Here is a 12,314-nt window from a genome sequence, read left to right on the forward strand (position 1 = left end):
GGCCGGCCGCGTGCGCCCGCGCTGGCCGGCGCGCGGCGATGCCGTCGCATTGCGCCCGTATGTGTCGGTCGTGCAGGCCGCACGCGGCGCGCTGCGCGACGACGCGCTGCGCGAGCAGGTGCAGGGCCGCGCCATCGTGATCGGCGCGAGCGCCGTGCTGAGCGACCGCGTGCAGACACCGCTCGGCCCACGCTGGGCGCCGGCCGCGCTCGCGCAGGTGCAGTCGGCGCTGGCCACCGGCGCGCTGTTTGCGCCGCCGCGGCCCCCGCTCGATGCGCTGTGGTGGCTGGCCGCGCTGCTGCCCGGCCTGGTCGCGCTGCGGCGCGGCGCGCTGCATTCGCATGCCGACCTGGGCTGGAGCGCCGTCACGCTGCTCGGGCTGCTGCTGCTCGATGCAGCCGGCGTGCTGTGGCGCTCGCAGCTGTCGAACCTGCTGCCGGTGCTGGTGGTGCCGGCCTGCTTCGCGGCGCTGTCGCACTGGCAGGGCCGGCGCGTGCTGCGCGCCGAGCGGCTGCAGCTGGAGCGCGAGCGCGCCGGTGCCGAGGCGGCGAGCCGCATGAAGAGCGAGTTCCTCGCGCACATGAGCCACGAGATCCRCACGCCGATGAACGCGCTGCTCGGCTCGGCCGAGCTGCTCGCGCAGACCAAGCTCGATGAGCGCCAGGGCCGCCACGTCGCGCTGTTCCAGTCGGCCGGCGCGAGCCTGATGGAGATCCTGAACGACCTGCTCGACCTGTCGAAGATCGAGGCCGGGCTGCTGGAGCTGCACCCCCAGCCGTTCTCGCTGGTCGAGCTGGTCGCGAGCCAAACGGTGCTGTTCGAGGCGCGCGCGTCGCAGAAGGGACTGCGGCTGCTGACGCAGTTCGACCCCGAGCTGCCGGCGGTCGTCAACGGCGATGCGCCGCGCCTCGCGCAGGTGCTGCGCAACCTGCTGGGCAATGCCGTCAAGTTCACGCACCGCGGCAGCGTGACGCTGGCGGTGCACCGGGTGGCGGATGCACCGGGGGTTCTGCGCTTCGAGGTGCGCGACAGCGGCATCGGCATCCCGGCCGACCGCCAGCGCACGATCTTCGAGGCCTTCACGCAGGCCGACAGCGGTGTCGCGCGGGCCTATGGCGGCACCGGGCTGGGCCTGACGATCAGCAGCCGGCTGGTGGCTCTGATGGGCGGGCGCATCGGCGTCGACAGCCGCGAGGGCGAGGGCTCGTGCTTCCACGTCGAGCTGTCGCTGCCCGTCAGCACCGAGGCGCCGGTGGTGGTGTGGGCGCCCAGCACGCCCGAGCCGGCCGGCGTGATGCAGAGCTCGCTGCGCATCCTGCTGGCCGACGACAACCCGCAGAACGTGCTGCTGGTGCAGGCCTACCTCGAAGGCGAGGGCCACCGGCTGGACGTGGTGCACGACGGCGCGGCGGCGGTCGAGCGCTTTGCGGCGCAACCGTACGACCTGGTGCTGATGGACGTGCAGATGCCGGGCATGGACGGCTACCAGGCGACGGCCGCGTTGCGCGCGCTGGAGCGGCGGCGCGGCAGCGCACCGGTGCCGGTGGTGGCGCTGACCGCGAACGCGCTGCCCGACGACGAGCGGCGCAGCCTGCAGGCCGGCTGCCAGGCGCACCTGACGAAGCCGTTCTCGCGCGCGCAGCTGCGCCGCGTGATCGCCCGGCTGACCGGCTCGGCGGAGCAGCTGATGCCGGCCGACCGACCCGAGATCGCGGCCTTCGCCAACGCGCCGCCGCCGTTGCCGGCGCTGGCGGCCCTGCCCGGCTTCGACCTCGCGACGGCGCTCGCCCGCATGGAAGGCCAGACCGCGCTCTACCTGCGCGTGCTGCAGGCGGCGCGTGACGCGCTCGCGGCGTGGAACGGCCGCTTCGCCGCGGCGCAGGCGGCCGGCGACGCCGGACAGGTGCTGCGGCTGGCGCATGACCTGAAGTCGACGGCAGCGACCTTGGGCGCCGTGCCGTTGGCGACGGCCGCGGCGCACATGGAAGGCTTGCTGCGCCAGAACACGGCGGTGCCACCCGAGTTGGTCGTCGAGGTGAAGGCGCAGATGGAGCTTCTGCTGTCGGTGCTGACCGAGATGTGAAGCCCCCTTGTTTGCTGAACAGCAAATCAGCCACTTTTGCATAAGTTATGGGTTTTTTACTTATTTGCTGATCAGCAAATCCAAATCTAGAATGCGCCGATGGGTATCGGCACCGCGTCACCAAACCAACTGCTCGATCAGTTCATGCTGTCGCTCGGCAAGGCGACAGGCAAGGCGGTCGACCTCAAGCAGGCCGCTTTCGACAGCGATGGCCCCCACGGGTGGATGCGGCTGGAATCGGGGCACCTCCTGGCCTTCGAGTACAGGCGCGCCACCTATCCCCGCGACGTCCGCGAGGTGGTCTTCAAGCGGCAACAACGCCAGAGCAAGCCGACGGGATCGAACCAGCCCCCGGCCGACCAAGTGGTGTTGCTCAGCCCCCACCTGACGGAAGCGGCGCGCACCCTGCTTCGCGAAAGCAACTTCGGCTACTTCGACGGCAGCGGCAGCATGCACTTGGCGTTCGGCGACCTGTTGATCCACATCGACCGCCCGTCGCCCAAGCAGGCAGCACGCCGCACGCAGTCGATCTACCAAGGTGCCAGCGGCGCGGTCGTGCTCGCACTGCTGGAAGCACGCGGTGCCTGGTACGCCGGAGGCGAGCTGGCCGTCCGCAGCGGAACCTCCACCTTCACGGTGTCGCAGACGGTGAACGAGCTGGCCCGACAGGAACTGATCGAGACGAAAGGCGCCGGTCGCGCACTGCAGCGCCGCCTGATCAACCCCGGCAAGGTTCTCGACGAATGGGTCGCGGCGAATCGATCCCGGCGTGACTCGACTTCGCACGGGTATCTGTTCGCGCAGGATCCAGCTGCGCTGCTTCGCGCCGTGGCGGAGAAGATCGGGCGAGAGCCCGGAACGTTCATCACCGGCGCGGCAGCGGCCAACCACCACGCGCCGTGGCTGACGAACATCGACGTGGTCGACGTGGTCGTCCCGCCTGGAACCTCGCAGACCGTCGCCACGGCGCTCGGCCTCAAGCCTGCGAAAGCCGGCTTCAACGTGCGTCTCATCGAACGCGCCGTGACGGGCCGCTCGTCCATGGTGCCCGGCCAGGTGGGCGACGCCGCCTGCCACTTCGCGAGCCCGATCGTGGCCTACGCCGACACGCTGGATGGCCGCGGTCGCAACAACGAACTGGCGCAGCATCTGCGAGCCACCGTGCTCAGCGTCGATCAGAAGGCCGACCATGACGAGCAACAAGCCGGCGACCGCTGACGGCTACACCGAGGTGCAGACCCTCGCCTGCGAACAGGCCTTGGTCAATCTGTTGCGAGGTTTCGGCACCCTCAAGGACACGATTCGCCTCGTCGGCGGCCTGGTGCCGCGGTACCTGACCCCGCCACAGGACGACCCTTTCGTGCCGGCCCATGCGGGCACGCAGGACGTCGATGTCGTTTTGAATCTCCAGGTCCTGGCCGATGAAGGTGCGTACTCGACGCTGGCCGAGCAGTTGCAGGCCCTGAAGTTCGAGCGCGCGACAAACGCCGCCGGTGTACCCGTGAACTGGCGCTGGCAACGGCGCGTCGGACATCACCAGCACGTGGTCGTCGAGTTCCTGCAGGACCCGCTCGACGAGCCCGTCGAACGCCGCGTCGGCGCGGTGCCGGCGGAAGGCATTTCGGCGGTCCGCATCCCGCACTGCGGCGTGGTCCACCAGTGGTACCGCGAGATCGAAATCACCGCCGAGCTCTTCGATGGCGGCGGCAAGGCCACCGAGGTCGTGCGCTTCGCCGATCTCGTCGCCTTCATCCTGCTGAAGGCCCTGGCCTGCGGACAACGCAACGAGCCGAAGGATGTGGGGGACCTGCTGCACGTGCTGCGCTATGCCGGCCCGCTCGAAGAAACCGCTGCACTCTTCGCGCAGCGCATGGCCACCGGCTTTCACGCTGACGCCTTCCGGCAGACGCTGTCCACCTTGCGCCGCCGATTCTGCGATGGAGATGGCGTGGAAGGGCATGAACGCGATGGGCCGATGCAGTACGCACGGTTCCTGTACGGCGACGATCCGGATCTGGAGCAGGAACGTGCCAGGGAACGCCTCTTCGCCGCAGGAGCGGTCACCCGCTTCCTTGAACTCGTCGAGCGCTCATCCCGCCGCTGACGGCGCGACGCCGACATTCGGCGACACACGAACCCACAAGTACTTTACGAAGGCCCGCAGAGCGAGCCGCCATGCGGCCTGGCGCCGACCGAGGTGAGGACGGACGCGGTTCCTGACACCGATCCGTCATGCGCGCTCCCTAGAGTCCGCCGCGCTCACCCACCACCCGGACCCTGCCATGCGAAGCATCATCACCGCACCAGCCCTCTCGACGTCCCGCACCGCCTCGCTGACCCTGCTCGCCGCCGCCGTGCTCGCGGCCTGCGGCGGCAGCGACAGCTCGTCGCCCGCGCCCACGCCCACCGTCAGCGGCGTCGTCACCGCGACGAACTTCGTCGCCGGCAGCGCCACCGAGCCGACCATCAAGGCCGCCTACTACCAGGGCGCCAAGGTCTGCGTCGACGCCAACGCGAACGGCCTCTGCGAGGCGAGCGAGAACCCGGTCACGACCGATGCCAACGGCAAGTTCACGATCGCGATGGCCACCAACGCCGCGCTGATCGCCGACATCGGCACCGACGCCGTCAACACCGCGAGCGGCGCCAAGGTCGCCAGCCGCGACGTGCTGCGCGCCTCGCTCGACCAGGTCGTCGAGCAGGCCGGCGGCACGATCGTGATCAGCCCGCTGTCGTCCGAAGTGCTGCGCACGATGGAAGCCAACGGCAGCACCTACGCCGCCGAGAAGCAGAACCTGGCCGACCGCATCGGCGTGAGCGCGGCCCACCTGCTGGCCGATGTCAACGGCGTCACCGGCACCGAGCAGGCCGCGATGCTCGCCGAGGCCAAGGTGCTGGACAACCGCTTCACCTTCGCGATCACCAAGCTCGACCGCGGCGACCTCTATCCCGATGCGCTGGCCGTCCCCGGCGGCGACCCGCGCCTGACCGGCGCCGCGAACGTGACGCAGGCCACCGCGCCGACCGCGGCCGACACGCGCGCGAAGATCACCTTCGCGCAGGCCGAGCAGGCCGCGTTCAACCTCGAAGGCATCCCGCGCTACGACAACGTGTTCGTCGTGATGCTCGAGAACAAGGCCACCTCGTCGATCGCCGGCTCGGCCTTCGCACCGAAGATCAACGCGCTGCTGAAGGCCGGCAACCAGCTGACCTCGTACTACGCGACCGGCAACCCCAGCGAGCCGAACTACACCGCGCTCGGCGGCGGCGACGACTTCGGCATCACCGACGACAGCCAGTGGAACTGCGACGCCACCGGCGACAACGCCGTCAAGGACCTGCCGTTGCCGGACAAGACCCAGGCCGGACTGCAGAGCTCGCCGTTCGCCGCCACCTGCACGCAGGCCGTCGGCGTGAACCACAACATCACCGCGCCGAACCTGTTCAACGCACTGAGCGCGGCCGGCCTGACCTGGCGCACCTACAACGAGTCGATGAACCCGGGCCAGGACTACCGCACCGACAGCGTGGCCGATGCCGCAGTGGTCGCCGCCGACCACATGTACGCGCCGGGCACGCTCGCCGGCAACACCGTGCAGATCGGCACCCCCAACCTGAACCTGCCGATGCCGGCCGGCCTGTACAAGACCAAGCACCACCCGGGCATGGCCTACCAGAACGTGCGCAGCGCGCCGGAATGGAAGTACAGCAACCGCACGATGGGCGGCGGCCAGTGGGATGCGGTGCTGAAGAACGGCACGGCCTACACCGTGCCGGCCAACTACGACGTCGACCAGCTCGGCACCGACCTCGCGAGCGGCAACGTCGGCACGCTGAACTTCCTGGTGCCCGACCAGTGCGACGACATGCACGGCATCACCGTCAAGGGCGACGTGGCGGGAGGCGCCACCGGCGTCACCGCGAGCGACTGCGCCAGCGTGGCCAACAACGTGCCGGTGGCCACCGGCGGCAACATCATCGCCCGCGGCGACAACTATGTGGACGCGCTGGTCAAGCGCATCCAGGCCTCGCCGATCTGGAAGAACCCGAACCGCCGCGTGGCCATCGTGCTGATGTTCGACGAAGGCAATGCGACCAGCGGCTTCAACTCCTGCTGCGGCTGGAACGTGGCCAACAGCGCGGTGGCCAAGCCGCTGAAGCAGAACGCCGACGGCAGCTTCTCGCCGGATGCGACGATCAACAACTACACGCGCGGCAACCGCGGGCACGGCCAGAGCATCTTCGGCATCCTGAGCAACCAGGCCGCGGCACCGAAGGGCATCAGCGACAGCGACGCCTACAGCCACTTCTCGCTGGTGCGCACCTTCCAGGACATGTTCCAGCTCGCCGACCCGGCGGTGGACGGCTCGTACATGAACCGCTCGAAGTACACCGAGCACTTCATCGCGGCCAACATCATGAACCTGCCCGAGTTCGCCGGCAGCGCCGACACCCACTTCGACGCGGTGCGGCCGATCAACCACGCCTTCGTCGCACCGGCCACCTACACGGCCAAGCAGTCGGCCGACGTGACGACCGCGGCGCAGATCGGCCCGGACAGCCAGCAGACCGGCGTCTGGTCGTTGAAGTAACTCCTCCGACAGCAACGCAGCACCGCCGCCGGGCACGGCAACCCGTGGCCGGCGGCCGCTCCACCATGCACACCACCCTGCTCCACCGGGCCGCGGCACTGACCGCGGCCTTCGCACTGGCAACGGCGCTGGCCGCCTGCGGCGGGCGCAACGCGCCGACCGAGGCGACGGCTGCCGCCTCGACACCCGCGCTCGCGGCCAGCTCGCTCAGCCTGGCCGCCCAGGTCGGCGAGAAGATGTTCGTCGACACCTCGCTGTCCGGCTCCGGTCAGATGGCCTGCGCCACCTGCCATGACCCGAAGAATGCGCACGCGCCGTCCAACGACCTCGCGGTGCAGGCCGGCGGCGCCGACCTGAAGGCCAGCGGCACGCGCGCCGTGCCGTCGCTGCGCTACAAGGAAGTCACGCCGCCGTACGCCGACCTGCTCGACAACCCCGACGGCATCAGCGTGCCCGGCCCGGGCGGCGGTTTCGCCTGGGATGGTCGCGCGCCGACGCTGGCCGCGCAGGCGCAGATGCCGCTGCTGGCCGCCAACGAGATGGCGAATGCCGACGCGGCCGCGGTGGTCGCGAAGCTGAAGGCCGGCCCCTATGCGGAGCTGTTCCGGCAAGCCTTCGGCGCCGGCGTGTTCGACGACACCGCCGCCGCGTTCTCGAAGGCCGGGCTCGCGCTGCAGGCCTACCAGCTGGAGGACCGCAGCTTCCACCCGTACTCCAGCAAGTACGACCTGTACGCCGCCAACAAGATCGGCGGCACGCTGACGCCGGCCGAGGTGCGCGGCCTCAAGGTCTTCGCCGACCCGAAGGTGGGCAACTGCGCCTCGTGCCACTACCAGGGCGCGGGGCTGAACGGCAGCTCGGCGCTGTTCACCGACTTCTCGTACGAGGCGATCGGCGTGCCGCGCAACCCGGCGATCCCGGCCAATGCCGACGCGGCGTATGTCGACCTCGGCCTGTGCGGCCCGCTGCGCAGCGACCACCCGCCGGCCGCAGGCAACACCTTCTGCGGCATGGTGAAGGCGCCGACGCTGCGCAACGTGGCGACCCGCAAGGCCTTCTTCCACAACGGCGTGATGCACTCGCTGGAGCAGGTGATCCGCTTCTACAACACGCGCGACACCTGGCCGGAGATCTGGTACCCGACGGTCGGCGGCAAGCCGCGCGCCAAGCCCGATGCGGGCTTCCCGACCTACGGCCTCGTCACGACGCAGTACACCGGCGGCACCGTGAAGAAATACGACGACCTGCCGCCGCAGTTCGTCGCCAACATCGACACGCAGATGCCGCTGGACGGCCGCCAGGCCCACAGCGCACCGCCGATGAGCGAACAGAACGTCGTCGATCTGATCTGCTTCCTGAACACGCTGACCGACGGCTACCAGCCGCCCGCGTCGGCCCCGACCACCGGACCTTGCACGCAATGAACCCACTCTCGCTTCGACTGCTCGCCCTGATGGGCGCCGTGCTCGCCATCGCCGGCTGCCACCCGGCCCCCGACCAGGCCACCTTCACGGCCGCGATGAACAGCTACCTCGCCCAGCGCGGCGACCTGTGCCTGGGCAAGTCCACCTGGCCGATCGACGTGACGCAGCACGAGATCGATGTCGGCGGCCGCAATGCGCGGCAGATGCCGCCGCTGGAGCGGCTCGGCCTCGTCAGCTCCAGCGTCGCCGAGGTCGTCGTCGACGACGAGGGCACGAAGCACGAGATGAAGGTGCGCCGCTTCGAGCTCACCGACGCCGGCAGGCGCTACCTGGTGCAGCGCGATGCGAAGACGCGCGATTTCTGCGCCGCGCACCTGACGCTGGACCGCGTCGTCGGCTGGAAGCTCGACCGCGGCGAGCGCGGCCCCGACACCCATGCGCTGGTGACCTACACCTACCGGATCGACGCCGCGCCGTGGACCGGCGACAGCGAGATCCAGAAGGTGTTCCCGGTGGTGGCCGGGATGGTGCGCGGGGCCGGCACGACGCAGCTGGAGGAGAACTTCGTGCGCACCGAACGGGGCTGGGTCGCGGTGGACCTGTTGGGCGCATGAGCAACGCAGCCTCGCAGTTGCGCTTCACGCCGGCGCTCGGCGACTGGGTCGCGCAACACCTGGCGCAAGGGCAATCGCCTGCCGCGCTGGTCGACGCGATGTGCGAGCGCCAGGTGGCGCCGGACGCAGCCCGGGCCATCGTCGACGCGTTCGTGCGGGCGCGCGAGCGCGGCACGCCCTTGCCGATCGACACCGTCGATGCGCAGGCGCCGCGCGCGCGGCTGGCCGACGGGCCGGTGATCGAAGTGGACGATCGCCGCATCCGCGTCGCGATGCGCACCGATGCGCCGTTGATCGCCGTTCTGCAGGGCGTGCTGGACGCCGATGAGTGCGAGGCCCTGATCGCGCTCGCCCGGCCGCGCCTGAAGCCGTCGACGCTGGTCGACCCGATGAGCGGGCGCGACGTGCGCAGCGGCCTGCGCGCCAGCCTCGGCATGTTCTTCCGGCCCGCCGAGACGCCGTTGATCGAGCGGCTGGACAGCAGGCTCGCCGCGCTGATGGGGCTGCCCGCCTCGCACGGCGAAGGCCTGCAGCTGCTGCACTACCCGGTCGGCGCCGGCAGTGCGCCGCATTTCGACTTCCTGCAGCCGGTCAACGAGGCCAACCGCGCGTCCATCGCGCGCAGCGGCCAGCGCATCAGCACGCTGGTGTGCTACCTGAACGACGTGGCCGGCGGCGGCGAGACCGATTTTCCGCAACGCGGCCTGCAGGTGACGCCGCAGCGCGGCCACGCGGTGGTCTTCGAGTACGACGGGCGGGACGAGCGCTCGCTGCATGCGAGCCGGCCGGTGCTCGCCGGCGAGAAGTGGGTGGCGACGAAGTGGATGCGCGAGCGGCCGTTCATCAGCCAATGACGATCAGTCGGCGATCAACTCCGCCTGCGGCAGCATCGCGCCGCGGAACACCTCGAAGATCAGCATCAGCGGCCCCTCGGGCGTGACGATGCGGTAGGCCCGGCTCGCCCGCGGATCCGGCAGGCCGACCACCTTCCACAGCCCCGATTCGAGCGCCGGTTCGCTCTCGATCGCCTGGCGCTGCACGAACAGGCGCGCCAGCAGGTGGCCGATCGGCGCGGCGCCTTCGTCGAGGCCGCGCAGGAACCAGTCCGGCACCGCATCGAGCCGCGTGTACGACAGGTTGTCCATCAGCACGCGGCCGCCGGCCACCAGGCTCGTCACGCGCTCCAGCCAGGCCGTGCCGCCCAGCTGCTCGGCCACCGTGCGCGGCACCTCGGCCGTGCGGTGCTGGTGGTGCAGCATCACCTGCACCGGCAGGCCGCACATCGCCGAGCAGGTGCGCGTGGTGGAGCCGTCCTGCGCCAGCAGCAGCCGGCGCAGCGGCTCGTGCCGCGCCGCCGGAGGGAAGATTTGCCGCTCTACACTCATGCGCCCTGTGTCCTGTGCGTGTACTGCGTGGCCGATTCGAAGTCGACGATCCTACCCCTGACGCTCACCGGCCGGCCACAGGACCTGTGCGCCCGGCTGCTCGCCGAAGGCCCGGCCGCGCTGCTGGAAAGCAGCAAGGCGATGCCGGGCCTGTCCGGCTGGTCCTACCTGGCCGGACCGCCCGCCGCGTTGCTGGAGACCGATGCGCAGGGCACCTGGCTGCGCGATGCGCACGGGCAGGTGCTGCAGCGGTGGGCCGATCCGTTCGATGCGCTGCGCGAGCTGCTGGCCCGCAGCGCCGCGCCCGCTACCGGGCGCCCCGCCGGGCTGGACTTCGCCGGCGGCTGGCTTGGCTGGCTGGGCTACGACCTCGCGCGCCACGTGGAACGGCTGCCGGTGCACGCCGCCGCCGACCCGGACCTGCCCGCGTTGCGGCTGCAACTGTGCGACCAGGTGCTCGCCTACGAACACGCGACGCAGCGCTGGTACGAAGCCCGCCTGCAGCTGCCCGGCCTGCTGCCGCCGCGCGACGCGGTGCACGCCGCCACGCTCGCCCSGGCGGCCGGGCCGATGCCGGCGGCCACGCAGTTCCGCGCCGGCGAGATGCGCTCGCGCACGCCGGCCCCGCGCTACCTGCAGCAGGTGCGCGAGGTGCTCGCGCTGATCGCGCAGGGCGACATCTTCCAGGCCAACCTGTCGCACCRCCTCGAGGGCGATTTCGAAGGCGACCCGTTCGCGCTGTACTGCACGCTGACCGCGCTGAACCCGGCGCCGTTCTCGGCCTACCTGCCGCTGCCGGACGGCGCGATCGCAAGCGTCTCGCCCGAGCGCTTCCTGCGGCTCGACGGCCGCGAGGTGAGCGCGCGGCCGATCAAGGGCACGCGCGAGCGCGGCGCCGATGCGCAGGCCGATGCGCAGCAGCGTGCCGCGCTGGTCGCCAGCACCAAGGACCGGGCCGAGAACCTGATGATCGTCGACCTGATGCGCAACGACCTGGGCCGCGTCGCGCAGGTCGGCAGCGTGCGCGTCGACGGCCTGTTCGAGATCGAGGCACACCCGAGCGTGTTCCAGATGGTGTCGACGGTGCGCGCGCGCCTGCGCGACGGCGCCGGCACCGCCGAGCTGCTGCGCGCCTGCTGGCCGCCCGGCTCGATGACCGGCGCGCCCAAGGTGCGCGCGATGGAGATCATCGAAGCGATCGAGCCGGTGCGGCGCGGGCCGTACGCCGGCGCGATCGGCTACTTCGACGCGGCCGGCGGCATGGACCTGTCGGTCGTGATCCGCACCGCGGTCGTGCACGGCCGGCGGGTGATGGTGCAGGTGGGCGGCGCCGTCGTCGCCGACTCCGACCCGCGCGAGGAGCTCGACGAGACGCTGGCCAAGGGCCGGCTGCTGTTGCACGCCCTGCGCGAGGGGTCGACACTCCCGTTGCAATGAACCAGGCGACCCCTTTGCTGACCGGCGTGCACCGCCGCCGCCTGCGCGAGGTCTGGCGCTCGGCCGGCTGGCCGTGCCAGGACCTGGTCGAGGTCGAGCTGCTGTTCCTCGGCCTGCTCGAGCGGGTGCGGCAGGTGTCGGGCCACGAGACGCTGCGCGTCACCGAAGCCGGCATCGCGGTGCTGGCCGAGACGCTGCAGCGCAACCGCGCACGCCGCGACGCGCACGAGCAGCTGGTGGAGCGCGTCGCGCGCGAGATGACACGCGCCGGCCGCCTCGCGTGGCGCGGGCTGTCGCTGCGCGCGAAGGTCGACGAGGGCTGGGTGATGGCGATGCCCGACGTGTTCTCGATCCGCCACACCACCGTCGAGGCCTACCTGGAACCGATCGTCCACGAGGTCAAGGTGCATCGCAGCGACCTGCTGTCGGACCTGCGCCGCGCCGCCAAGCGCGCGGCCTACCTGCAGCTGAGCAGCGAGTGCTGGTACGTGCTGGCCGACGGCATCGCGCAGGCCGACGAGATCCCGCCCGAGTGCGGCGTGCTGGTGGCGCGCGGCGGCGGGCTCGAGGTCGAACGGCCCGCGCCGCGGCGGCCGATGCGCATGCCCTTCCACCTGTGGATGGCGCTCGCGCGCGCCACGCCGCTGGAGGGCTGGCGCGACGAGGACGCGCAGGCGCACCTGGGGGCCCCGCCTTCGCTGCCGGACGCTTCGTTGCCGGACGAATAAGGTCGGCCGGATTTCGAGGATCTCCCCCTCGCCGACGCACCACAGGATGCG

General features: G+C 70.9%; 10 protein-coding genes. 9 read left to right on the forward strand and 1 reads right to left on the reverse strand.

All coding sequences use genetic code 11. From position 1 onward, the window contains the following. The 7 genes from AC1D1T_RS01700 to AC1D1T_RS01730 all read left to right on the forward strand — a co-directional run. Window positions 1-2,083: ATP-binding protein (locus AC1D1T_RS01700; protein WP_477991278.1), on the forward strand; the 2,083-nt coding region annotated here is incomplete at its 5' end. A 99-nt stretch (window positions 2,084-2,182) separates the two neighbouring features. Continuing rightward, a complete protein-coding gene (locus AC1D1T_RS01705) occupies window positions 2,183-3,301 on the forward strand; it encodes a type IV toxin-antitoxin system AbiEi family antitoxin (RefSeq protein ID WP_477824430.1) in 1,119 nt (372 codons plus the stop codon). Next, window positions 3,273-4,187 (forward strand): hypothetical protein, encoded by a 915-nt coding sequence (locus tag AC1D1T_RS01710; RefSeq protein ID WP_477824431.1) that lies wholly within the window; start codon window positions 3,273-3,275, stop codon window positions 4,185-4,187. The genes AC1D1T_RS01705 and AC1D1T_RS01710 overlap by 29 nt, the downstream gene beginning before the upstream one ends. A gap of 178 nt (window positions 4,188-4,365) precedes the next feature. Continuing rightward, on the forward strand, window positions 4,366-6,675 hold the full coding sequence (locus AC1D1T_RS01715; RefSeq protein ID WP_477824432.1) for an alkaline phosphatase family protein: 2,310 nt from the start codon (window positions 4,366-4,368) through the stop codon (window positions 6,673-6,675). Between the two features lie 65 nt (window positions 6,676-6,740). Continuing rightward, on the forward strand, window positions 6,741-8,099 hold the full coding sequence (locus AC1D1T_RS01720) for a cytochrome-c peroxidase (RefSeq protein WP_477991280.1): 1,359 nt from the start codon (window positions 6,741-6,743) through the stop codon (window positions 8,097-8,099). Then, window positions 8,096-8,713: a hypothetical protein gene (locus AC1D1T_RS01725; RefSeq protein ID WP_477824434.1), complete on the forward strand. Its 618-nt coding sequence runs from the start codon at window positions 8,096-8,098 to the stop codon at window positions 8,711-8,713. Before AC1D1T_RS01720 ends, AC1D1T_RS01725 begins: the two co-directional genes overlap by 4 nt. Continuing rightward, window positions 8,710-9,567 carry a 2OG-Fe(II) oxygenase gene (locus AC1D1T_RS01730; RefSeq protein ID WP_477824435.1) on the forward strand — a complete coding sequence of 286 codons (858 nt, stop codon included), beginning with the start codon at window positions 8,710-8,712 and terminating at the stop codon, window positions 9,565-9,567. The genes AC1D1T_RS01725 and AC1D1T_RS01730 overlap by 4 nt, the downstream gene beginning before the upstream one ends. Window positions 9,568-9,570: 3 nt before the next feature. Here the strand turns inward: AC1D1T_RS01730 and AC1D1T_RS01735 are convergent, their stop codons facing one another. Next, a complete protein-coding gene (locus AC1D1T_RS01735; RefSeq protein WP_465110059.1) occupies window positions 9,571-10,098 on the reverse strand; it encodes a chorismate--pyruvate lyase family protein in 528 nt (175 codons plus the stop codon). Window positions 10,099-10,125: 27 nt separating this feature from the next. On the opposite strand from AC1D1T_RS01735, the gene pabB reads away from it, so the two are divergent. Beyond that, window positions 10,126-11,535: an aminodeoxychorismate synthase component I gene (gene pabB, locus AC1D1T_RS01740; protein ID WP_477991282.1), complete on the forward strand. Its 1,410-nt coding sequence runs from the start codon at window positions 10,126-10,128 to the stop codon at window positions 11,533-11,535. Further along, on the forward strand, window positions 11,532-12,263 hold the full coding sequence (locus AC1D1T_RS01745; protein ID WP_477824437.1) for a hypothetical protein: 732 nt from the start codon (window positions 11,532-11,534) through the stop codon (window positions 12,261-12,263). The genes pabB and AC1D1T_RS01745 overlap by 4 nt, the downstream gene beginning before the upstream one ends. Window positions 12,264-12,314: the final 51 nt, after the last annotated feature.

The organism is Rhizobacter sp. P2_H3 (genome assembly GCF_056403355.1).